Below are 22,899 nucleotides of genomic sequence, written 5' to 3' on the forward strand. Positions count from 1 at the left end.
AACGTGCGCAGAGAGCGCGCGTTGACACGGGTAACCTTGTCCCCGAGGCGAGCAGGGGGAGATTCCGCGATATGCGCCGTACGTCGTCGATCCTGCGCTGGCAGATGATCTGCACCGGTGCCATGGTGAGCGTCGCGCTGATCATCGCGATGCTCAAGCCCGCCGTCTTCGGACATGCGCTCTTCCTGATGGGGCTGACGCTGATCGTGCTCGTCACGATCGGCGCGTTCCTCGCTCCCTGGCACCGGATGCCCGGGTGGGTCACTATCGTCGTGCCGTTCCTCGACATCCTCGGGATCGGCTTCGCCGTCTCCGCCCAGGACATGCGGGTCGGCTTCCTGTGGGTGATCCCCGTGGCCTGGCTCGCCACCTACCACGCGGGGTGGGTGGTGGCCGCGGCGGTCGGTTTCGTCTGCGCATGCCTCACCGCATTCGCCGGCGGGCAGGGCACGCCCTCCGACACCGCGGTCCGGGTGGTCATCACCGCCCTTGCTCTCAGCTTCCTCGGCACGAGCATCCGGGTCGGAGCGAGGCAGAGCCGGGCCACGCGCCGACTGCTGCGGCGGCAGTCGGACCAGATCAACCGCACGGCGGACCGCGCCGCCGGTCACGAGCGCAGAGTCACCGACATCATCGACGCACTCGACACCGCACTCGTCACGGTCGCCAGCGACGGCGGCATCCTGAAGATGAACGAGACGTACCGCGCGCTGTACGGCAGAGACCGGTACGGGGCTCAGCTGCCCGCTCAGGCCGTCGAGTACGACGACCATCGAGGCGAGCCGCTGCGTCGCGGTCACACCACGCTCGCCCGTGCCGCCCGTGGTGAGCGGCTTCAGGCCGAACGCGTGTGGCTCTACGACACGCTCGGCCGATGGCGTGCGCTGGATGCGACCACGCATCCGACCGCGCCCTTGACCGACGACACCGAGACGACGCTGCTCATCCTCGACGACGTCACCGAGCAGCTCGAAGCGAGTGCGGACAGGCAGAAGATGGTCGCGATCGTCTCGCACGAGCTTCGCAACCCGCTCACCGCCATCATCGGGCACGTCGACCTGCTGCTCGACCGCGATGATCTTCCGCCTCGGGTGCACGAGCAGCTCGAGGTGGTCCTGCGCGCCGGGGAACGAATGCAGCATCTGGTGAGCACCGCCCTCGAGACCGGCCGTGCGGCCTTCACCGAACCCGAACCCGTGGATCTGCGCGTGCTCGCCGACGCCGCGGTCGAGCTGTTCCTGCCGACCGCCGCCGGCAAGGGGCTGAACCTGTCGGTCGTCGGACTCGAGACGCTGATGACCACGGGTGACGCCTTCCGACTGCGGCAGGCGATCGACAACATCCTGAGCAATGCGGTCAAGTACACCCCCGGTGGCGGCAGCGTCTTCATCCGACTCGGGATTTCGCGCGATCAGCGGGCGCAGGTCACGATCTCGGACACCGGGGTCGGCATCGCCGCCGATGATCTGGAACGGCTCTTCGAACCCTATTTCCGCACATCGGATGCCGTGCACAGCGGCATCCCCGGCACCGGACTCGGCATGGGCATCGTGCGTGCCATCGTCGAAGAGCACCACGGCGAGCTGACCGTCACGAGTCAGCCGGGCGAGGGCACGCATGTCGAGATGCGATTGCCCACCCACGCGGCCCCCGCGATGAGCGCCTCCGGCAGCGAGACCCCGATCGAGGAGAGTCGATGAGCGACAACGTCCACGTGTACGCCGGTCTGTATGCCGGGCTGCCGCAGGCCCTCATGGCCGTGGTGACGATCTGCACGGCCGCGGTCGTCGGCCTGGTTCTGCTGCACCGCCCCGACCGAGCGGCGGCGGCCTGGTCGACCGCGTTCGCACTGGGGCTGCTGGGGACGTACATGTGGGTGGCGGCCATCGAGCTGGAGCTGCCGGCGGTGCGTGCGCTGGCATCCGGACTGCTGCTGTGCGCCGAGCCGCTGATCTGGCTGGGTGTGCGACTCTTCGCCGGCCGTCGGGCGGCGTGGCCGGCCGCGGTGATGTTCGTCGCCCTCGTTCCGATCATGCTCGCGCTGACCGTCGACAGCGACGTGTTCCCCATCTTCTTCCGGGTCTGCTTCGCCGGCGCCGGGGTGTTCGCGGGCCTGATCGCCTTCGATCTGGTGCGGCTGAAGGGCGTGCCGCGTGACATCCTCTTGCCGCTCATGCTCTCCTCGGGCGGCTTCGTGCTCGTCGCCGCGCTGAACCTGGTCTGGACGATCTCGTTCCCGCAGACGTCCGGTGAGGAGCAGATCGCCGTCCTTCGCGACATGAACGTGATCGGCACGATGGTGACGAGCATCACGGCCACGCTGACCATCGTTCTGCTCGTGCGCATGCAGCCGACCGGCCAGGCGGCCCGCTCGGACGCTCCGGATGCGGCGATACGCGAACGCGTCGATCGTGTGCGCGCCCATCAGGAGCCCGCGTGGTCGCTGCTCGATGTGCGACTCGACGACGTGCGCGATCTGCGTGAATCCTCGGGGGCGTCTGACTTCGCGCGGCTTCTGACGAGGTTCCGATCGCGGGTCGTCGCGGCCCTGCCGCCGACGGCTGATATCGCGATCGTCGATGACAGTCGTCTGCTCGTGCTGATACCGGGGAGTGACGAGGCGGTGACCCACCATCTGCGCACCCTGCTCGAGCGCGTCTCGGCGATGGATCGCCGGGAGAGCACGAGTGCGATCAGGATCTCGGCCAGCGTCGGCTGGGCGACCATGCTGGATGCGCGATTCGCCTACGACAAGCTCCTCGAGCTCGCCGCACAGCGCGCCGAGAGTGCCGGCGAGCTCGGCGGCGACCGGTGGGGACGCCCTCGTCGCGACGCCGTCACGATCGCCGACGGCGAGACCTCCGACCGGTGACGACATGCGCGCCGTCGCACGGCGCGCCGCTGGTCCCGAATGGCCGCATCGCCGCGTGCGAGGCGGCCATTCGGGACCAGCGAGCAGAACGGCGGATGCCAGAGGTCTGGGCTCGCGGTGCAGAACGGGCAGCGGTCGCATCGCGGCCGCGACGGACGACCCGGCTACTCTGAGAGGGTGATCCTCGCCGTCGACACCTCGCTCGGAACGACCGTCGCCGTCGTCGACGCCGACGGCCGCACGCTCGCCGAGGCGAGCACCCCCGATCCGCTCGGCCACGCCGAGGTGATCGGCGATCTGCTCGCCCAGGTGGTGCGTCCGGGCATCACGCATGTCGTGGCAGGCATGGGCCCAGGGCCCTTCACCGGCCTGCGCATCGGGATCGCCGCCGCGCGCGCTTTCGCGCTCGGTCGCGGGGTGCCGCTCATCCCGATCCCCAGTCACCTCGCGATCGCTCTCGACGCGAGTGCGGACGGACCGTTCGCGGTGGTCACCGACGCCCGCCGCCGCGAGATCGCGGTGAGCGTGTTCGACGGGGTGGATGCCGACGGCATCCCGGCACTCGTCCGACCGACCCGTCTCGAGAAGCGCGGCGTCGAGCTCGACGAGCCGGTGCACGAGACCACCGAGCTCTCCGCCGCGGCACTCGCCCGGGTCGGCGCCAGGGCGATCGCGGCCGGCCGTGTGCTGGCCGACGCCGAACCGCTCTATCTGCGCTCGCCCGACGTCGTGCAGCCGGGCGCTCCGAAGCGGGTGAGCTCGTGACCCTGCGGACCGCGACCCTCGACGACCTCGCCGCGATCATGGACCTCGAGCGGCGCGGATTCCCCGCCGACGCGTGGAGCGAGCAGACGATGGGCGCCGAGATCTCGAGCCTGCACAACCTCTACCTCGTCGACGTCGAGGGCGAGCACGTGGTCGGGTACGGTGGCGTGCGCGCGCTGCGGGGCTCGTCGGACGCCGACATCCAGACGATCGCGCTCGATCCGTCGGTGCGCGGCCGGGGGAGGGGGCGGGCGCTGCTGAGGGCGCTGATCGCGACCGCGCTCGATCGCGGGGCGCGCGAGCTGTTCCTCGACGTGCGTGACGACAACACCGTCGCGCGGGCGCTGTACGCCTCGGAGGGCTTCGTCGAGCTGGGACGGCGACCCGGGTACTACCAGCCGGATGACGTGGACGCGGTGGTGATGCGCCTGGACCTGCGGTCGTGGGCGGATGCCGCAGATCCGGATGCCGCAGATCCGGATGCCGCAGAGGAGGCGAGCGCATGACCGGACCCCTGGTGCTCGGGATCGAGACGAGCTGCGACGAGACCGGCATCGGCATCGTGCGCGGCCGGCAGCTGCTGTCGAACACGATCGCCTCGAGCATGGACGAGCACGCCCGCTACGGCGGCGTCGTGCCCGAGGTCGCCGCACGCGCGCACCTCGAGGCGCTGCAGCCGTCGATCGAGCGCGCACTGACCGAGGCCGGAGTCACGCTCGATGACCTCGACGCGGTCGCGGTGACCAGCGGACCCGGCCTCGCCGGAGCGCTCATGGTGGGCGTCGGCGCGGCGAAGGGCCTCGCGGTCTCGCTCGGAAAGCCGCTGTACGCGGTGAACCATCTCGTCGGGCACATCGCCGCCGACATCCTCACCTCCGACGATCGCGCCACCGCGCCGCTCGAGTACCCCACGATCGCCCTGCTCGTCTCGGGTGGGCACACCTCGCTGCTGCACGTGCGCGACCTGACGACCGACGTCGAGCTGCTCGGCGAGACCGTCGACGACGCCGCGGGCGAGGCCTTCGACAAGGTCGCCCGGCTGCTCGGCCTGCCGTATCCGGGCGGGCCGCAGATCGACATCGCGGCCGCCGACGGCGACCCCAGGGCGATCCGCTTCCCGCGCGGGCTGTCGAAGGCATCCGACATGGCGAAACACCGGTACGACTTCTCGTTCTCGGGTCTGAAGACCGCCGTCGCGCGCTGGGTCGAGCGGGCTGAGGCGGCCGGAGAACAGGTGCCGGTGGCGGACGTCGCCGCGAGCTTCCGCGAGGCGGTGATCGACGTGGTCGTCACCAAGGCGCTCGCCGCGTGCGAAGACCGCGGTGTGCCACGTCTGCTGCTGGGCGGCGGCGTGATCGCCAACCGACGGCTGCGTGAGGTCGCCCTCGAACGGGCGGCGGCAGCCGGGGTCGCCGTGCGCATCCCGCCGCTGTCGCTGTGCACCGACAACGGAGCCATGATCGCGGGCCTCGCCGCCGAGCTCATCGCGAACGGCCGCGGGCCGTCGACGCTCGGCTTCGGCGCCGATTCCACGCTGCCGGTGACCGAGATCCAGGTGAGTCCGGCATGAGCGACCCGCGCATCGAGCAGCCCACTCCCGAGGTCGAGCGGCCAGGCGGCGGTGCCGCGGTGCCCGGTGCGTCGAAGCGGTACGCCAAGCTGCCGACCGCGCCGGTGCCGGTCGAGCGCACCGCGGCCGCGCATCCGGATGCCGACGAGCCGTCGCCCCTGGAATGGGAGCCGTCGACCGGGGCGACTCCCGTCGACGACGCCCGTCTCGCCCCGTGGGCGCTGGTCGCGGCGATCGTCGCCCTCGCGACGTCGATGTTCGTGGGCTGGGGGATTCCCGTCGCGATCATCGCGGTGATCTCCGCGATCATGTCGCTGCGCCGTCCGGTCGAGAACCGGTCGGTGGCGATGTGGGCGCTGGTGCTGGGATCGTGCGCCACCCTGTTCAGCGCGGGGTGGCTGGTGTGGGCGGCCATGCAGCTCGAGAAACTGGGGTGATGGATGCTGAACCAGGCGGAGAGCTCACGACGACGTGAGCTGCAGCGCCGGGCGTTCGCCGCGGGCGGCGGGGTGACCGAGGCGGAGCTTGCCGAGCTGCGGGATCTGGATGCCCGTGCCGCCGCCGGGGCCGAGACCATGCCGGTCGCTGGGTCGGCGGGGCATGATCCCGTGTCGGCGACGGAGCCGGCGGGTCTGGCGGGGGCGACTGAGCAGGCTGGGCCGCCGGCATCGATGGCAGCTTTCGGCGAGTCCGTGCAGCGTGCGCCGGACGAGCCGGACGAGCAGCCGGCCGACCCGACCGGACCGGACGCGGCGCCGACGCGTCGACGTCCGAGTGTCGCGGCGCTCGTCCTCTCGACGCTGATCGCCCTCCTGCTCGGGTTCGGCGGCGCCTGGATGCTGCTGAGCCGCGACGGCACGCCGGCCATGACGGCCGAGCAGGCGAAGGCCATGGCCGAGATCGAGGAGACCGCGCGCTTCGATCCGGGGTCGATGACGTACCTCGGTGAGCGGTACGGCGCCGCGGTGTGGCGCGCATCCGCCCGGGACGGCGAGGAGACCTGCCTCGCCATCCACGTCGTCGACCGCAGCGATCACCAGTGCATGCCGCCGCCGGACGAGGACACGCCCTACGCGCAGCCCGTGGGTGTCTCGCTGAACCGGTCGGACGGCGATGCGCAGTGGTCGTACTGGGCGTCGCTCGTGACCGACATCGCCGGGCGCGAGGCGCTGATCGTGCAGCGGTACGACATGGCGGCGGGTTTCGACTGGGAGGTGCAGTACACCCCCGACGAGCGGCGCTACATCAGCATGCTCGAAGCCGAGGGCGTGGTTCCGAGCTCCCTGCAGATCATCGGCTACGACGGTGACGTGCCGGTCTTCATCTCGCAGGACGAGCGCACCTGCGTCTACGCCGTCGATACGGCGACAGATGCCGTCGTGCAGTCCTGCGATCCATCCGACGGCGTCTACTTCCTGCAGGTTCAGAACGCGACGTACGAGGTGCGTGAGTCCAGCAGCCGCGGTCCGACGCTGACGGTCATCCGGATCCCCGATTCGATCGTCTGCGACGTCGACTCGGGATACTGCGGCACCGTCGACGGCGCGGGTGCGTCGGAGGGCTGATCAGACCCGGTCGGCGAGGATCGCCACTCGGCCGGACGTCGTCCGGGTGAGGATCAGCGTCGCCGCCGCCGATCCCTTCAGGCTCAGCTTCTTCCGGAATGCCGCGGGGTCGATGTCCATGCCGCGCTTCTTGATCTCCAGTCGCCCGATGCCGTGGGCGCGCAGCGCCTGATTGATCGTCTTCACATGGGCGGCCATGGTCTCGCGCACGCGGAACGACTGCACGAACGGGGAGGTGAGCGCCGCGTCGCCGGTGAGGTACGCGATCTGCTCATCCACCATCCCCGCCTCCAGCCTCCGGGCCACCTCGCCGATCAACCGGGCGCGGATCACCGCGCCGTCGGGCTCGTGCAGGTAGGCGCCGAGCGGGCGCACCGGCTCGTCGTCGGCGTCGGCCGCGGCCGTGATCTCGTGCGTCTCGCCCGCCTGCATCACCAGGGCAGAGCGCCGGATGCCCGCACGCGCGAGCTCGCCGCTCCACAGCACCAGCTCGACCACGCTCCCGTCCGCGCTCACCCATTGCGCTTCGACGTCGTCGGGGATGAGATCTCGATCGAGGCCGGGGCCGAGCTTGATCCCGGCGGGATGCTCGCGCGCGACCTCGAAGCACCAGTCCAGCGACGGCGACCAGTCGGCGGCGGAGGTGCGCGTCGTCTCGCTGTGCCCGGCCGTCCGCCGAGCGGGGTCGAGCCAGACGGCGCCCTCCTCCGGGAGGCTGGTCTCGGCCGTCCCCTGACGCACGCTCGCGTCGGGGAACGGTGCCAGGTTGTACGCGGCGATCGCCGAGGTCACCTCATCGGCATCCACCGCCTCGACAGCGAGACCGGCGCCCGCGAAGGCGAGGCTGTCGCCGCCGATGCCGCAGCCGAGGTCGGCGACGCGGGTGATCCCGGCGCGCCGCAGCCGGATCGCGTGCATCGTCGCGACACTCAGGCGCGTGGCCTGCTCGAGCCCGGCCCGGGTGAACAGCATCCGGTCGGCGAACTCGCCGAACTTCGGCCGCGCCTTCACCCGCAGGCGGGCCTGGCCGACCACGGCCGAGACCAGGTCGGGGGAGTGGCCGGCGGCGCGCAGCCGCGATACGGACCGTGCGACGTCGGCCGACGACTCGACGCTCCCGGTCTCGTCGAGCAGCGCGAGACCCTCACGCGTGAGCAACGCCGTCAGCTCAGACATCTCCACCCGCCCAGCCTACGGCGGGGCGCGCGGAGCCGCGTGCCGTGAGCCCGCTCGTCGGCTGGGCCCGTATGGCCGCCTCGTGGGGTGGGTCGCGGCCATTTGGGCCCACCGCGTAAGAGATGGAGCATGCCGAACGGCTGGCACTCGCATTGCGTGAGTGCCAGCCGTCGGCATAGACTGGAGTTAGCACCCTCACCACGAGAGTGCTAATGATCTTGTGAACACAGTCACGAAAGAAGAGGTACACCGTGTCGGTTTCCATCAAGCCGCTCGAGGACCGCATCGTCATCCAGCAGGTCGAGGCAGAGCAGACCACCGCAAGCGGTCTGGTCATCCCCGACACCGCCAAGGAGAAGCCCCAGGAGGGCCAGGTCGTGGCAGTGGGCCCCGGCCGCATCGACGACAACGGCAACCGCGTTCCGCTCGACGTCGCCGTGGGTGACCGCGTGCTCTACAGCAAGTACGGCGGCACCGAGGTGAAGTTCGGCGCCGATGAGTACCTCGTGCTCTCGGCTCGCGACGTGCTCGCCGTCGTCGTCCGCTGACGCGGTTCGACACCAGCTCCCAGAGGGCCCGGATGCCATGGCATCCGGGCCCTCTGTCGTCGCGCCCCGCCCCGGGACGGGGCGACTCCCGCCGCTAGGCTGTGTCGGTGAGTACGAGCCGCAGCGGGATCCTCTACACGATCGGGGCGTACCTGCTCTGGGGTGCTCTGCCGCTGTACTTCCTGGCACTCGTGCCGACCGGCCCGTGGGAGGTCGTCGCCTGGCGGGTGCTGCTGTCGTTCGTCTTCTGCGGCATCCTGCTCACCGTCACGCGCGGATGGCCGGCGCTCATCGCCATCGTCCGTCAGCCGCGGCTGCTGGGATGGACGGCCCTGGCCGGAGTGCTCATCTACGTCAACTGGCAGACGTTCCTCATCGGCACGCTCACCGGGCACGTCATCGAGACCAGCCTCGGCTATTTCATCAACCCGATCTTCACCGTGCTGCTGGGCGTGTTCGTGCTGCGCGAGCGCATCCGCCGGCTGCAGTGGATCGCGATCGCGGTGGCGGCGCTCGCGGTGGTGGTCATCGTCGTCGCGTACGGCGCCTTCCCCTGGATCGCCCTGACGCTCACCGCCTCGTTCGGCATCTACGGGCTGGTGAAGAAGCAGATCGGCGCGGCGGTGGATGCCATCAGCGGCCTCACCCTGGAATCGTTCTGGCTGATCCCGATCGCCGTGGTGACGCTCATCGTCGTCGCCCAGACCGACGGCATCACGCTCGGTCAGGTCTCGCCCCTGCACACCCTGCTCGTCGCGGGCGCCGGGGTCGCCACGGCCGTGCCGCTGCTGCTGTTCGCCGCCGGGACCCGACGCATCGACCTGAGCCTGGTCGGGATGCTGCAGTTCATCACCCCGGTCATGCAGTTCGTGGTGGGGTGGGCGCTGCTGGGGGAGCCCATGCCGCTGGAGCGCTGGATCGGCTTCATCATCGTGTGGATCGCGATCCTCGTGTTCGTCGCCGACCTGCTCATCCACAACGGTCGCTCGCGCGCAGCGGCATCCGTCGACCCGGTCTGAGCGGCCGGCGCCGCGCCCGGCGCGATCGTTAGGCGACCGAGACAGAACGCGCGCGCGCGAACCAATAGGGTGAGAGCACCCGATGTGGATATCCACGTTCAGTTACGCAAGGGAGCAACATGAACGCAATGAAGGGCTCGCGTCCGGCGAGGATCTTCGCGGCGGCTGCGATGGTCAGCGCCTCCGCACTCATCATCGCGGGCTGCAGCAGCACGCCCGCAGACGACCCCAGTGACGAGCCGGCAGGCGACAAGCCCGCAGCGGCGGATCTCACCCTCAAGCTCGGCTCGCTGCTGCCGGTCTCCGGCCAGCTCGCGTTCCTCGGCGCTCCCATGGAGGCCGGTGTCGCGCTCGCCGTCTCGCAGATCAACGACGTCGACGCCGGCGTGCAGGTCGAGCTCACGAACGCCGACGAGGGCGACCTCGACAACAAGGCGTACGAGACCTCCATCACCAAGCTGCAGAGCGCCGGGATCACCGCCATGATCGGTGCGGCATCGTCGTCGGTCTCGAAGCTCATCCTCGACAGCAACGTCGGAGCGGGCATCGTCACCGTATCGCCGTCGAACACGTCGGCGGACTTCACGGGTCTGAGCCCGATGTACTTCCGCACGGCGCCGAGCGACAACCTGCAGGGCGAGGTGCTCGGCAACCAGATCGCCGAGGACGGCAACACCACCCTCGGCATCATCTACCAGAACGACCCGTACGGCACGGGCCTGGCAGAGGCGATCAAGGCCACGTTCGAGTCCGCCGGCGGCAAGGTCGTCGCCGAGGCCTCGTACAACCAGGGCGACGGCCAGTACAACGCCCAGGTGCAGACGGTCTCGGCCGCCAAGCCCGACGCCGTGGCCATCGTGTCGTACGAGCAGTTCAAGACGATCGCCCCGCTGCTCGGCAACGCCGGCATCGACACCGGCAAGCTGTACATGGTCGACGGAAACCTCTCGAACTACGGCAAGGACAACCTGCCGATCAAGCTCGAGGGCTCCAAGGGCACCCGCGCCGGCGCCGAGCTTCCCGACGACTTCCTCGAGCAGCTGAACGCGGTCTGGACCGAGGCCGGCAACGACGAGATCAACGACGTCACCTACTCGGCCGAGGCGTACGACGCGACGATCCTCGTCGCGCTGGCAGCGCTCGAGGCACGCTCGGTCGAAGGCAAGGACATCGCCTCGAAGATGCGCGAGGTCTCCGGCGGCGAGGGCGACGGCGAGAAGTGCACCACCTTCGAGGAGTGCGCGCAGATCATCAACGACGGCGGCACCGCCGACTACGAGGGCCTGTCCGGCTCGGTCACGTTCGATGAGAACAACGACCCGAAGGGCGCGGCCATCGGCGTGTACGAGTACGGCGCCGACAACAACAACACCCGCATCAAGTAAGCAGCGCGAGAAAGCCCCGGATGCCGATCGGCATCCGGGGCTTTCTTCATGCCCGGCCGCAGAGCGCGGGTGACAGCGGAATCAGGTGTCAGGCGGCGTCCTGGCCGAGCGTCCCCAGGTACAGGCCGATCACCTTCGGATCGTTCAGCAGGTCGCGGCCGGTTCCCTCGTAGGCATCCCGGCCCTGGTCGAGCACGTACCCGCGGTCGCAGATCTGCAGGCAGCGGCGTGCGTTCTGCTCGACCATGATGGTCGTCACGCCCGCCTTGTTGATGTCGGAGACGCGAATGAACGCGTCATCCTGGCGCACGGGCGAGAGGCCGGCCGAGGGCTCGTCGAGCAGCAGCACAGACGGGTCCATCATCAGGGCACGCGACATCGCGACCATCTGGCGCTCGCCGCCCGACAGCGAGCCGGCGCGCTGGTTCAGGCGCGTGCCGAGCTCGGCGAAGATCCCGGTGACGAACTCGAGACGCTCGGCGTAGATCTTCGGGTTCTGGTACAGACCCATCTGCAGGTTCTCGGCGATGGTCAGCGAGGGGAACACGTTGTTGGTCTGCGGCACGAACGCCACGCCCTTCGACACGAGCTTGTCGGCCGTCAGGCCCACGATGCTCGACCCGTTCAGCGTGATCTCGCCGTCGCGCACCTGCACCATGCCGAAGATCGCCTTCAGCAGCGTCGACTTGCCCGCGCCGTTCGGTCCGATGATCCCGATGAGCTCGCCCTTGCGGGCGACCAGATTCGCACCGTTGAGGATGTTCACACCCGGGAGGTAGCCCGCGTGCACGTTCGTGAGTTCGACAACGACCTCGTCGGAGGCATCCATCACTTCTTCTCCTCTTCGGCATCCGCCTCGAGCTCGGCTTCGGCCTCGGCCTCGATCTTCTCGCGCAGCCGCGTCGCGGCGGCTCCCGAGCCGGCGTCGTCCGGGATGACGATCCGGCCGGTGACCGCACCGAGATCCACATCCTGATGCGCGCCCAGGTACGCGTCGACCACGGCCGGGTCCTCCATGACCGTCTCGGGCGGGCCCTCGGCGACCACGCGGCCCTCGGCCATCACCACGACCCAGTCGGCGATGTGGCGCACCATGTGCATGTCGTGCTCGACGAAGAGCACCGTCATGCCGCGGTCCTTGAGACCGAGGATGTGCTCGAGCAGCGACTGGGTCAGGGCGGGGTTCACCCCGGCCATCGGCTCATCCAGCATCACGAGCTGCGGGTCGCTCATCAGCGCCCTGGCCATCTCGAGCAGCTTGCGCTGCCCGCCCGAGAGCGCGGCCGCGAAGTCCTTCTCCTTGGCATCCAGCTTGAAGAGCGTCAGCAGCTCCCGCGCCTTCCGCTCGATCTCCACTTCCTTCTTCTTCCAGATGGCGGGGACCAGGCTCGCCCAGAACCGCTCGCCCGGCTGATCGGGCGAGCCGAGCTTCATGTTCTCGAGCACGGTCAGCAGCGACAGCGCCTTGGTGAGCTGGAAGGTGCGCACCTGTCCCATCCGCGCCACCTTGAAGGAGGGGATGCCGGCGAGGTTCTTCCCGTCGTACTGCCAGGTGCCGCTGCTGGGCCGGTCGAAACCGCAGAGCAGGTTGAACAGCGTCGTCTTGCCGGCGCCGTTGGGGCCGATCAGGGCGGTGATCGCACCGCGCGGGATCTCGAGGTGCTCCACGTTGACGGCCGTCAGGCCGCCGAAGTGACGTTCGACTCCGTCGACGACGAGGATCGGATCGACCTTCGCCACCCCGGGGGCCGCCGGCCCCTTCGCGAGGCCGGTCGACTTCTGGCGCTTGACCGGAACGGAGGCCGCGTCCGCAGCCCCGACCGGCTGATTCTCATTTGACAAAGGTCATCTCCCTCTTGTCTCCGAGGATGCCCTGCGGGCGATAGATCACGATCAGCATCAGCGCCACACCGGCGAGGATCCAGCGCACGATCTCGGCCTGCGACGACGACATCGGCAGGTAGCCGGCCGTCGCCATCTGGGGGAGCAGATTGCCGAGGAAGGCGAACAGCACCCAGAAGAGCACGGCGCCGAGCGTCGGGCCGAAGACCGTCGCCGCGCCACCGAGCAGAAGCACCGTCCACAGGAAGAACGTCAGCGACGTCGAGTAGCTGCCCGGCACGACCGCCGAGGGCAGCACGAAGACGATGCCGCCCGCGGCGCCGATGACGCCGCCGACGACGAGCGCCTGCATCTTGTACGCGAACACGTTCTTGCCGAGCGAGCGCACCGCGTCCTCGTCCTCCCGGATGCCCTTGAGCACGCGGCCCCACGGGCTGCGCATCAGCGCCCAGACGAGCAGGATCGACACGGCCAGCAGCATCAGGCCGAACACGATGTTCCACAGCTCCGTGGCGTTGTAGGTCCACGGGCCGAACCCGTAGGTGCCCTCCGGGATGGGATTCGCCGCACGGAAGCCCTCGTGGTAGCCGCTGCGGCCTCCGGCCGCGCCCGTGACGTCCTCGAACAGACGGGTGAGGAACAGCAGACGCACCACCTCGGCGGTCGCGATGGTCGCGATGGCGAGGTAGTCGGCGCGCAGGCGCAGGGTCGGGATGCCGAGCAGCAGCGCGAACAGCGCACCGCCGGCCAGGCCGATGAGCATGCCCAGCCACCACGGCGCGCCCAGGGTGAGCACGGGGATGGCGTAGCCGTATGCGCCGACGGCCATGAACGCGGCCATGCCGAAGTTGAGCAGTCCCGCGTAGCCGAAGTGCACCGCGAGGCCGGTGGCAGCCAGGGCGTACGCGATGGTGACCGGGCTGAACAGGTAGGCGGCGGTGTTGCCGAAGATCGATCCGAAGTCCACGCGTCAGCCCAGCCTTTCCTTGCGACCGAACAGACCCTGCGGTCTGACCAGGAGGATGACCACCAGCGCGACCAGGGCGGTGGCGTACTTGAGGTCGGAGGGGACGCCGAGCAGCGTCGAGACCTCGACCGAGATACCGACGATCAGCGATCCGATCAGGGCGCCGATCGCCGAGCCCAGGCCGCCGAGCGTTATCGCGGTGAAGATCAGCAGCAGCATCTGCATGCCCATGTCCCACTTCACACCGGGACGGAAGTAGGCCCAGAGGATGCCCGACAGCGCCGCGAGCGAGCCCGAGATGATCCAGACGATCCGCACCACCCGGTCGACGTCGATTCCCGAGGCCGCGGCGAGCTGCGGGTTGTCGGAGATCGCGCGGGTGGCCTTGCCGATGCGGGTGCGAGTGAGGAAGTAGGCCATCCCGAGGATGGCGGCGAGGCTGATCGCCATCGCGATGAGGTCGATGTACGACAGCGAGATCGGGCCGAGCCGCATCGGGGCGGGGCTCGAACCGGGCAGCTGCGCGGTGTCGCCGCCGATCATGTACTGCAGCACGTAGCGCAGCGCGAGCGAGAGTCCGATGCTGACGATCATCAGCTGCACGATGCCGAGACCGCGTCGGCGCAGGGGGCGCCAGATCCCGGCATCCATCGCCCAGCCCAGCGCACCGCCGCCGATCACCGCGGCGATGATCCCGGCCCACAGCGGCAGGTTCCAGAACGATGTGAACAGCACCACCACGACGCCGCCCCAGGTGACCATCTCGCCGTGCGCGAAGTTGGAGAGGCGGGTGGTGCCGTAGATCAGCGCGGCACCCATCGAGGCGAGGCCCAGCAGCAGACCGAAGTTGATGCCGCCGATGGTGCGCGAGATGAGCTGGTCGAGGAAGGAGACGGTGACGCGCTCACCCTGTCCGAGGAACAGGTTGACGATCTTCGTGCCGGTGAGGCCGAACTCCGCCTCGAACGAGCCGCTCGTCCCGTCGACGGCGGTCACGCCCTCGGGCAGCTGCGAGGTGTCGACGATGACGCCCTTGGGGAGGGTGTCCTCATCCACCGCGATGGTGTACTTCTTCTTCTCGGGCACGTAGAGCTTCCACTTGCCGTCGGCACCGGTCTGCGTCTCGCCGGTGAAGCCGTTGCCGTCGACCGCCAGCTTCACGCCCTCGATCGGCTCGCCCTTGTACGTGATGTTGCCGGCGAAGTAGAAGTCGGTGACCTCCTGACCGTCCGGCGTCGTCTCCGCATGCGCGGCACCGGCCGGCATGCCGAAGACGAGGAAGGCGGCGAGCAGCATCGCGAGCAGCGCGAGCACACCGTTTCGGGGGCGCTGAAGCGCCGCAGTTCTGAGTCCCACGCATCCTCCACATCGAGTGCATCGAGCGACTTCGGGTCGTCGCTCCGCTTGGACGTCGCACTGAGCGTATCCCGTCGTCGGCACGCATCGCACCATCCGTGTCCTGATCGGAATCTCGGGAGTGTCCGACCTGACGTGCATGGCGTTCCCGACGTTCTCGGCGTTCTCGGAATAACGCGGGCGCGAGCGCGCTTAGAATCTATACACCGTCACACCATCTCCGGTCGCAGACGTCCCCGCGCATTCGCCATTCGATCGCGCCTCCGGCGCAGAGGAGCACGCTTTGATGCAGCAGCACGACCCGTTCGGTTTCGTCGGACTCACCTACGATGACGTGCTCCTCCTTCCAGGGCACACCGACGTCATCCCCAGTGAGGCCGACACCTCCTCCCGGATCACGCGGCGCATCTCCGTGGCCACTCCACTGCTCTCCAGCGCGATGGACACGGTGACCGAGGCCCGCATGGCGATCGCGATGGCGCGCGAGGGCGGCATCGGCATCCTGCACCGCAACCTGTCGATCGCCGACCAGGCCGCGCAGGTCGACCGGGTCAAGCGCAGCGAGTCGGGCATGATCACCGACCCGATCACCACGACCCCGGACGCGACCGTCGAAGAGGTCGACAACCTGTGCGCGCGCTACCGGATCTCGGGGCTGCCGGTCGTCGACGAGGCGGGCCACCTGGTGGGCATCATCACCAACCGCGACATGCGCTTCGTCTCGGGCTTCGAGCGCCAGACCACGCTGGTGAAGGACGTCATGACGAGCGAGAACCTCGTCACCGCTCCCGTCGGGGTTCCCGCCGGCGAGGTCATCGCCCTGTTCGCGAAGCACCGCGTCGAGAAGCTGCCGCTGATCGACACCGACGGAACGCTCGCGGGCCTCATCACGATCAAGGACTTCGACAAGAGCGAGAAGTACCCGCTCGCCACCAAGGACGACCAGGGCCGCCTGCGCGTGGGCGCGGCGATCGGCTTCTTCGGCGACGCGTGGGAGCGCGCCGAGGCGCTGCGGGATGCCGGTGTCGACCTTCTCGTCGTCGACACCGCCAACGGCCAGTCGCAGGGCGTCATCGAGCTCGTCAAGCGGCTCAAGGCCGACCCCACCTTCGAGCACATCGACATCGTCGGCGGCAACGTCGCGACCCGCGAGGGTGCGCAGGCTCTGGTGGATGCCGGCGTCGACGCCGTCAAGGTCGGTGTGGGCCCCGGGTCGATCTGCACCACCCGCGTGGTCGCCGGTGTCGGCGTGCCGCAGGTGACCGCGGTCTACGAGGCGTCCCTCGCGGCCGGCCCCGCCGGTGTGCCCGTGATCGCCGACGGCGGCTTGCAGTACTCGGGTGACATCGCCAAGGCGCTGGTCGCCGGGGCCGACGCCGTCATGCTGGGCTCGCTGCTCGCCGGCACCGACGAGTCGCCGGGCGAGATCGTCTTCCAGTCGGGCAAGCAGTTCAAGCAGTACCGCGGCATGGGGTCGCTGGGCGCCATGCAGACCCGCGGCAAGCAGACCTCGTACTCGAAGGACCGGTACTTCCAGGCCGACGTCCCCAGCGACGACAAGCTCATCCCCGAGGGCATCGAGGGGCAGGTGCCGTACCGCGGTCCGCTCTCGGCCGTGGCGTACCAGCTGATGGGCGGTCTGCGTCAGTCGATGTTCTACGTCGGCGCGCGCACCATCGAAGAGCTCAAGGCGCGCGGCCGCTTCGTGCGCATCACCGCGGCGGGGCTGAAGGAGTCGCACCCGCACGACGTGCAGATCGTCGTCGAGGCGCCCAACTACAAGAAGTAGGTTCTTCTGCCTCGGCCGGGCCGGACGACGCGCACGCACCCACCACTAGAGTGAGCCGCATGCGCTCAGCGTCGAACACGCTCACTCGCGGACAGATCACCCGCTACGCCATCGGCTCGCTCGGCACCGGAGGATTCTCCACGCTGCCCGGCCTCGTGCTGGTCTACTACCTCACCGACTCGCTGGGCGTGACGGCGCTCGCCGCCGGCGCGATCGTCACCGGCGCCAAGGTGTGGGACGTGCTGATCGACCCGGTCATCGGCGGGCTCAGCGACACGGCGCTCGCGCGCTCCGGATCGCGTCGCGGACTCATGCTGATCGGATCGATCGGCCTGCCGATCGCGTTCGTGCTGACCTTCGCCGTGCCCGCCGGCATCGGACCGGTGGCCTCAGGCGCCTGGGTGCTCATCGCGTTCATGCTCGCAGCGACATGCTTCAGCCTGTTCCAGGTGCCGTACATCGCGCTGCCGGCCGAGCTCACCGACGACTATCGCGAGCGCACCCGTCTGCTCACCTGGCGGGTGGTGATGCTGACCGTCGCGATCCTGCTGTTCGGAGCCGGCGGGCCCGAGATCCGCGGCATGTTCGAGGGCGACCCGCTGCTGGGCTATCTCGTGATGGCGGCCGTGGCCGCCGTGCTGCTCGGCGTGGGTCTGTTCGTCGCATCCACCGTCGCGCCCACCCGCCCGATGCTGCCCGTGCGTCCCGGCGCATCGATCGCGAAGCACTATCGCGACGGCATAGCCGCACTGCGTGAGAGCCAGCCGTTCCGCGTGCTGCTCGGCGCGTTCATGCTGCAGGGACTCGCGACCGGGCTGATGCTCGCGGCCGCGCAGTTCGTGGCGCGCTGGGTGCTGGGCGACGAGGGCGCGGTGACCCCGCTGTTCGTCGCGCTGATCGCTCCGGCTCTGCTGATGGCTCCGGTGTGGAAGATCGTCGCAGACCGCATCGGCAAAGAGCGCGGATTCCGGATCGCCAGCTCGGCGTTCCTCGCGGCGACCGCGGTGCTCGGCGTGATGATCTGGACGCCCGGATGGTGGATCCTCGCACCCGTCGCGCTCGCCGGCGCGGCCTACGCGGGCATGCAGACGCTGCCGATGGCGATGCTGCCCGACGTCATCGCGCACGATCACAGCGCAGGCGGACACGACAACCGCTCCGGGGTGTTCAGCGGAGTGTGGACGGCGGGGGAGACGACGGGCATGGCACTCGGCGCGACGGTGCTCTCGATCGTGCTCGCGGCCACCGGCTACATCGAGACCACGGCCACGGTCGAGGTCGTCCAGCCGGATGCCGCCGTGACCGGCATCGCGGTGGCTTTCAGCCTGCTCCCGGCGGCGCTCATGCTGCTCAGCCTCGTCGCACTCGCCCGCTACCGGCTGCGAGAGCACGACATCGTCGGGACGTCGGCGTGAGCGACATCCTCGATCGTCTGCGCCGGATGCGCGCCGCAGACGCGCCCACGCACGGCGGAAGGGTGCTGTCGTACGTGTACGACTCCGGTCTCGCCGAACTCGACGAGCTGGCCGACGCCGCGGCACGTCTCGCGCGACCTCTCAACGGCCTCGATCCCACCGTGTTCCCGTCGATCGCCGCGATGGAGCGCGACGTGATCGGCTTCACCCGACGGATGCTGCACGGCAGCCGATCGGTCGTCGGCACCGTCACGAGCGGGGGGACCGAGAGCTGCCTGCTCGCGGTCAAGACGGCCCGCGACCTGTGGCGGACGTCGCATGCCGACTCGGCGGGGGGCGTCCGTCCGCGCCTCGTCGCCCCGGCCACCGCGCACGCCGCGTTCATCAAGGCCGCGCAGCTGTTCGATCTCGAGTTCGATCCCGTGCCCTGCTCGCCCGACGGAACGATCGCGGCAACCGACCTCATCGAGCGCCTCGGAGACGACGTCGCCCTCGTCGTCGTCTCCGCGCCGTCGTATCCCACCGGACTGCTCGATCCGATCGCAGAGGTCGCGGCCGCGGCATCCGGTCGGGGGATCTCCTGCCACGTCGACGCGTGCTTCGGCGGATTCGTGCTGCCGTGGTGGCCGGGGCTGCCGGCATGGGACTTCCGCGTGCGCGGGGTCACGAGCATCTCGGCAGACGTGCACAAGTTCGGATACGCACCCAAGGGGGTGTCGGTGCTGCTGCAGCGCGGCCGGCGCCGCCACCGGGCGCAGTACTTCGCCACGACGGGGTGGGCCGGCTACCCGGTCGTCAATCCGACCCTGCTCGGCTCGCGCTCGGCGTCACCGCTCGCCGCTGCGTGGGCCATCATCGAGCATCTCGGCGACGACGGGTACCGGCGGCTGACGGGCTCGATCCACCGGGTCGCGCACGCCGTCAGGAGCGCGGTCGACGACATCCCCGGCCTGCGGGTCATCGGCGACCCGATCGGGCCGGCGATCGCGCTCGGCTCGGACGACAGCGTGCCGGCATCCGAGCGCGTCGACCCGCACCGCCTCGCCGACGCGATGGTGGGGCACGGATGGAAGATCCAGCCGCAGCCCGGTCTGGTGCAGCAGAACGGCGTGCGGATCGCGCACAGCGCGCACCTCACGCTCACCCCCGTGATCGAGCATCGGATCGGGGAGTTCACGCGCGCGCTCGCGGCCGCCGCCGATGAGGTGCGCGGCACGCCCGCGGCCGACCCGTGGCTGCTGCTGGCCACCCTGCGGCTGCTCGGCTACGGCCCGGGCGGGCGCGTTCCCGGCCCGACGGCGGCGTGGCGACTGCTGCGGCTCGCCGGCGCGGGATCGGTGTCGGCGGATCGGCCGATGGCCACGCTGATGGCCCTGCTCGAGCGGCTGCCGCGGCCCGTGGCCGAGGCGCTGCTCATCGAGCTGCTCGCGCGGATGTCCGAGCCGCGCTGACGCACCGGCCGGTCGGTTCCACCGCCCGTCGGAGGTAGGCGAACACGCGCAGGTAGGCGGGAGGTCGGGTGGATCGGCCTACGTCCGTGCGTTCGCCTGCGCCGGATGCCCGGATCAGCGCCGGGGTGACAGATGCAGACCCTGCGCGATCGCGTTCATGAGCGTCTCCATCACGTATCGCGCGTCGAACATGACCTGCTGGTAGTCGAAGCGGAGCACCGTGTAGCCCAGCAGAGCGAGCCGGGCGTCCTGCCGCAGATCGCGCCGCCTGTCCTTCGCCTCGCGGTGGAACTCGAAACCGTCGAGCTGGACGACGAGTCGCTCGCCGATCAGCGCGTCTACCCGGTGACCGTCGATGACGACCTGCTGGCGCACCTCGAGGCCGCACGTCTGCGCGATCCGCACGAAGGTCGTCTCCACGCCCGAGTCCGACAGCGCGCCGACCATCTCGAGCACCTGAGCCGGTCGCAGCGATCCCCACTGCGTCCGTCGCAGCTGGGTGAGGGTCACCGATCCGGTGCGCAGCGCCGATTCCCACACCGTGGCCGCTTCGGCGGGATCGAGGCACCTCGCGACGTGGAAGAGCACGTTCAACAGCGGCTCCTCGGTGCTGAAGCGAGCCACGGGGAGCGGCCCTTGCGCCCAGTGCATCTGCAATCCCTCGCGCGCGTTGCGGGATGCCGTCGGCGCGACCGCGACGTGCGTGTTCTCGGCCGCCGGAACCCAGAGACCTTTCTCGCGCGCTGCGGTGATGCAGGTGATCCGTCCGCCTGCCTGCGCGGCTTCGCGGCGCTGCGGAGAGCAGTCGGCGCTGACCAGCCACGATCGACGTACCCGCTCGAGGGTCCCCGCCTCGACCGCCGTGCGCACAGTCCAGTCGGAGTATCCGGCGGCGCGCGCGTCCGAGCTGTGCGCGATGCCGTGCCGCTGTTCCATCCAGGTCAGCAGAGGAGTTCTCATGACGCACGAGCCTGGCGGCCTCGGGCATCCGACGGGCCGGGAAAGGGCCGAATGTGGGCGGAATGCGCGTACGCGGCTTGTGTGCAGGAAGAGTGGGCTCCCGGTGCACTCGGCCGAGGTAGGCGAACACGCCAGCGCAGGTGGATGAACCCTCCCTGGGGCCTACCTCCGCGTATTCGCCTACCGCCGGCGGGCGGCGAGCGAGCCCGTCGGCAGAGGGGCCGCCGGCGACCACGGGTAGGCTGTAGGGGTGAGCATGGACATCGAGATCGGCCGAGGCAAGCGCGCGCGCCGCGCGTACACGTTCGACGACATCGCGGTGGTCCCATCGCGACGCACCCGCAATCCCGCCGACGTCTCGACCGCGTGGACGATCGACGCGTTCTCGTTCGACATCCCGGTGCTCGGCGCCCCGATGGACTCCGTCGTCAGCCCGGCGACCGCCATCGCGCTCGGCCGGCTCGGCGGGCTCGGCGTGCTCGACCTCGAAGGCCTGTGGACCCGCTACGACGACCCGCAGCCGCTGCTCGACGAGATCGCCGCGCTCCCCGCGGAGACCGCCACCGTGCGGATGCAGCAGCTGTACTCCGAGCCGGTCAAGCCGGAGCTCGTGAAGCAGCGCCTCGCCGAGATCCGCGAGGCCGGCGTCACCGTCGCGGGCTCGCTCACCCCGCAGCGCACCCAGGAGCTGTACGAGACCGTCGTCGCCGCCGGCGTCGACCTGTTCGTCATCCGCGGCACGACCGTCTCCGCCGAGCACGTCTCCAGCGCCGTCGAGCCGCTGAACCTCAAGAAGTTCATCTACGACCTCGACGTGCCCGTCATCGTCGGCGGCGCCTCCACTTACACCGCCGCCCTGCACCTCATGCGCACGGGCGCGGCGGGCGTGCTCGTCGGCTTCGGCGGGGGAGCGGCGTCGACCACGCGCGTGACCCTGGGCATCCACGCCCCGATGGCGACCGCCGTGTCGGATGTCGCCGCGGCCCGCCGCGACTACCTCGACGAGTCGGGCGGCCGCTACGTGCACGTCATCGCCGATGGCGGCGTCGGCACCTCCGGCGACATGGTCAAGGCGCTCGCGATGGGTGCGGATGCCGTGATGCTGGGTGTCGCGCTGTCGCGCGCGACGGATGCCCCTGGACAGGGCTTCCACTGGGGCGCCGAGGCGCACCACCCCGAACTTCCCCGCGGCCGGCGCGTCGCCGTCGACCGGGTCGCCGACCTCGAGCGGATCCTGTTCGGCCCGGCACCCGTCGCCGACGGGACCGCCAACCTCATCGGCGCGCTGCGCAAGTCGATGGCGACCACCGGGTACTCCGACCTCAAGGAGTTCCAGCGGGTCGAGGTCGTGCTCGCGCCGTACGAGCTGGGATGACCGAGCCGGTGCCCGCTCCGGCGCAGGAGTTCCCGCCGACGCTGCGCGAGGTGATGCTGCGCGGGCGCTGGATCGGCGTGATGCTGCTCTGCCTCGTGGTCGCCGGCGTCTTCGCCTGGCTCGGACAGTGGCAGCTCGCGCGCGCGATCGACACCGACCCGCCGCCGCCCGGCGCGACCGAGCAGGTGCGCCCGCTGACCGACGTGGTCGAACCGGGGCAGTACCTGCCCGAGCCGCTCGGCGGTCAGAAGGTCACCACGAGCGGCGAGTGGGTCGCCGAGGACTTCATCGTGATCTCGTCCCGGTTCAACGCCGGCGTCGAGGGGTACTGGGTCACCGGGCAGCTGCGGGTCGCCGATCGCACGTCGATCGCCGTCGCGCTGGGCTGGGCTCCGACTCGAGAGCAGGCCGAGGCCGCAGCCGACGCGCTCGCCGGTCAGGGGGCTGCCGAGGTCGAGCTCACCGGTCGGCTGATCGATGATGAGGGCGTCGAGCTGCCGCCGGCCGACGACGTCTTCGCGCTGACGAGGATGTCGCCCGCGGCGCTGCTCAGCCAGTGGCACGACGTCGAGCAGCTCGACGTGTACCGCCCGTATCTGGCATCCCTCACCGCCCCCGCCGGACTCGTCGACATCGACTCACCGGCGCCCGAGGAGAAATCGCCCGTCAACTGGCTGAACATCTTCTACGCGGCCGAGTGGGCGATCTTCGCCGGCTTCGCGTTCTACCTCTGGTACCGCCTGGCGAAGGATGCCTGGGAGCGCGAGGTCGAGGAGTTCGAAGACGCGCACGCCTGACGCGACGGCGGGGTGACCATCCGGTGACGGGTGGGCGAACCCTCTTG

General features: G+C 69.9%; 21 protein-coding genes. 15 read left to right on the forward strand and 6 right to left on the reverse strand.

Features of this window, described 5'->3' with window-relative positions:
* Window positions 1-71: 71 nt before the first annotated feature.
* The 7 genes from AB0O65_RS02475 to AB0O65_RS02505 all read left to right on the forward strand — a co-directional run bounded on the left by AB0O65_RS02475 (window position 72) and on the right by AB0O65_RS02505 (window position 6,772).
* The gene (locus tag AB0O65_RS02475; protein ID WP_363382776.1) at window positions 72-1,700 is read left to right on the forward strand and encodes a HAMP domain-containing sensor histidine kinase; all 1,629 of its coding nucleotides are present in this window, start codon (window positions 72-74) and stop codon (window positions 1,698-1,700) included.
* Window positions 1,697-2,872, forward strand: coding sequence for a hypothetical protein (locus AB0O65_RS02480; protein ID WP_363382778.1), 1,176 nt, complete (start codon window positions 1,697-1,699; stop codon window positions 2,870-2,872). The genes AB0O65_RS02475 and AB0O65_RS02480 overlap by 4 nt, the downstream gene beginning before the upstream one ends.
* A 177-nt stretch (window positions 2,873-3,049) precedes the next feature.
* Entirely contained in the window at window positions 3,050-3,637 is a 588-nt protein-coding gene (tsaB, locus tag AB0O65_RS02485) for a tRNA (adenosine(37)-N6)-threonylcarbamoyltransferase complex dimerization subunit type 1 TsaB (RefSeq protein ID WP_313477429.1), read from the forward strand.
* Window positions 3,634-4,143, forward strand: a complete 510-nt coding sequence (gene rimI / locus AB0O65_RS02490; protein ID WP_363382781.1) for a ribosomal protein S18-alanine N-acetyltransferase — start codon at window positions 3,634-3,636, stop codon at window positions 4,141-4,143. The genes tsaB and rimI overlap by 4 nt, the downstream gene beginning before the upstream one ends.
* Window positions 4,140-5,207 (forward strand): tRNA (adenosine(37)-N6)-threonylcarbamoyltransferase complex transferase subunit TsaD, encoded by a 1,068-nt coding sequence (gene tsaD, locus AB0O65_RS02495; protein ID WP_363382784.1) that lies wholly within the window; start codon window positions 4,140-4,142, stop codon window positions 5,205-5,207. Before rimI ends, tsaD begins: the two co-directional genes overlap by 4 nt.
* On the forward strand, window positions 5,204-5,644 hold the full coding sequence (locus tag AB0O65_RS02500; protein WP_363382786.1) for a hypothetical protein: 441 nt from the start codon (window positions 5,204-5,206) through the stop codon (window positions 5,642-5,644). Before tsaD ends, AB0O65_RS02500 begins: the two co-directional genes overlap by 4 nt.
* A gap of 3 nt (window positions 5,645-5,647) precedes the next feature.
* A complete protein-coding gene (locus tag AB0O65_RS02505) occupies window positions 5,648-6,772 on the forward strand; it encodes a hypothetical protein (protein ID WP_363382789.1) in 1,125 nt (374 codons plus the stop codon).
* Here the strand turns inward: AB0O65_RS02505 and AB0O65_RS02510 are convergent, their stop codons facing one another.
* The gene (locus AB0O65_RS02510; RefSeq protein ID WP_363382792.1) at window positions 6,773-7,954 is read right to left on the reverse strand and encodes a class I SAM-dependent methyltransferase; all 1,182 of its coding nucleotides are present in this window, start codon (window positions 7,952-7,954) and stop codon (window positions 6,773-6,775) included. It abuts the gene before it with no gap.
* A 245-nt stretch (window positions 7,955-8,199) separates the two neighbouring features.
* Here AB0O65_RS02510 and groES point away from each other — a divergent pair, with 245 nt between their 5' ends.
* The 3 genes from groES to AB0O65_RS02525 all read left to right on the forward strand — a co-directional run bounded on the left by groES (window position 8,200) and on the right by AB0O65_RS02525 (window position 10,900).
* Complete coding sequence (gene groES, locus AB0O65_RS02515) at window positions 8,200-8,496, forward strand: co-chaperone GroES (protein ID WP_099196502.1); 297 nt, start codon at window positions 8,200-8,202, stop codon at window positions 8,494-8,496.
* A 107-nt stretch (window positions 8,497-8,603) separates the two neighbouring features.
* The gene (gene rarD / locus AB0O65_RS02520; protein WP_363382795.1) at window positions 8,604-9,515 is read left to right on the forward strand and encodes an EamA family transporter RarD; all 912 of its coding nucleotides are present in this window, start codon (window positions 8,604-8,606) and stop codon (window positions 9,513-9,515) included.
* A 119-nt stretch (window positions 9,516-9,634) separates the two neighbouring features.
* Window positions 9,635-10,900, forward strand: a complete 1,266-nt coding sequence (locus tag AB0O65_RS02525) for an ABC transporter substrate-binding protein (protein ID WP_363382798.1) — start codon at window positions 9,635-9,637, stop codon at window positions 10,898-10,900.
* An 88-nt stretch (window positions 10,901-10,988) separates the two neighbouring features.
* On the opposite strand, the gene AB0O65_RS02530 is transcribed toward AB0O65_RS02525, so the two are convergent.
* From AB0O65_RS02530 to AB0O65_RS02545, 4 genes are all read right to left on the reverse strand, one after another.
* Window positions 10,989-11,729: an ABC transporter ATP-binding protein gene (locus AB0O65_RS02530; RefSeq protein ID WP_071642778.1), complete on the reverse strand. Its 741-nt coding sequence runs from the start codon at window positions 11,727-11,729 to the stop codon at window positions 10,989-10,991.
* Window positions 11,729-12,640, reverse strand: a complete 912-nt coding sequence (locus AB0O65_RS02535) for an ABC transporter ATP-binding protein (protein WP_256221051.1) — start codon at window positions 12,638-12,640, stop codon at window positions 11,729-11,731. The genes AB0O65_RS02530 and AB0O65_RS02535 overlap by 1 nt, the downstream gene beginning before the upstream one ends.
* Before the next feature lie 91 nt (window positions 12,641-12,731).
* A complete protein-coding gene (locus AB0O65_RS02540) occupies window positions 12,732-13,709 on the reverse strand; it encodes a branched-chain amino acid ABC transporter permease (RefSeq protein WP_191712033.1) in 978 nt (325 codons plus the stop codon).
* Between the two features lie 3 nt (window positions 13,710-13,712).
* Entirely contained in the window at window positions 13,713-15,005 is a 1,293-nt protein-coding gene (locus tag AB0O65_RS02545) for a branched-chain amino acid ABC transporter permease (protein WP_071642788.1), read from the reverse strand.
* 346 nt (window positions 15,006-15,351) lie between these two features.
* Here AB0O65_RS02545 and guaB point away from each other — a divergent pair, with 346 nt between their 5' ends.
* The 3 genes from guaB to AB0O65_RS02560 are packed head-to-tail and all read left to right on the forward strand — an operon-like array spanning window position 15,352 to window position 19,720.
* The gene (gene guaB, locus AB0O65_RS02550) at window positions 15,352-16,854 is read left to right on the forward strand and encodes an IMP dehydrogenase (protein ID WP_071642773.1); all 1,503 of its coding nucleotides are present in this window, start codon (window positions 15,352-15,354) and stop codon (window positions 16,852-16,854) included.
* A 59-nt stretch (window positions 16,855-16,913) separates the two neighbouring features.
* Window positions 16,914-18,269, forward strand: a complete 1,356-nt coding sequence (locus tag AB0O65_RS02555) for an MFS transporter (protein WP_071642771.1) — start codon at window positions 16,914-16,916, stop codon at window positions 18,267-18,269.
* Window positions 18,266-19,720, forward strand: a complete 1,455-nt coding sequence (locus AB0O65_RS02560) for an aspartate aminotransferase family protein (RefSeq protein WP_363382803.1) — start codon at window positions 18,266-18,268, stop codon at window positions 19,718-19,720. Before AB0O65_RS02555 ends, AB0O65_RS02560 begins: the two co-directional genes overlap by 4 nt.
* A gap of 114 nt (window positions 19,721-19,834) precedes the next feature.
* Here AB0O65_RS02560 and AB0O65_RS02565 read toward each other — a convergent pair whose 3' ends face one another.
* The gene (locus AB0O65_RS02565; RefSeq protein ID WP_313477443.1) at window positions 19,835-20,680 is read right to left on the reverse strand and encodes a type IV toxin-antitoxin system AbiEi family antitoxin domain-containing protein; all 846 of its coding nucleotides are present in this window, start codon (window positions 20,678-20,680) and stop codon (window positions 19,835-19,837) included.
* A gap of 256 nt (window positions 20,681-20,936) precedes the next feature.
* Between AB0O65_RS02565 and AB0O65_RS02570 the strand changes: the two genes are divergently transcribed.
* Window positions 20,937-22,055, forward strand: coding sequence for a GuaB3 family IMP dehydrogenase-related protein (locus tag AB0O65_RS02570; RefSeq protein ID WP_363383517.1), 1,119 nt, complete (start codon window positions 20,937-20,939; stop codon window positions 22,053-22,055).
* The gene (locus AB0O65_RS02575; RefSeq protein WP_363382806.1) at window positions 22,052-22,852 is read left to right on the forward strand and encodes an SURF1 family cytochrome oxidase biogenesis protein; all 801 of its coding nucleotides are present in this window, start codon (window positions 22,052-22,054) and stop codon (window positions 22,850-22,852) included. Before AB0O65_RS02570 ends, AB0O65_RS02575 begins: the two co-directional genes overlap by 4 nt.
* Window positions 22,853-22,899: the final 47 nt, after the last annotated feature.

The organism is Microbacterium sp. NPDC077391, from assembly GCF_040686955.1.
GTDB classification, from domain to species: domain Bacteria; phylum Actinomycetota; class Actinomycetes; order Actinomycetales; family Microbacteriaceae; genus Microbacterium; species Microbacterium commune.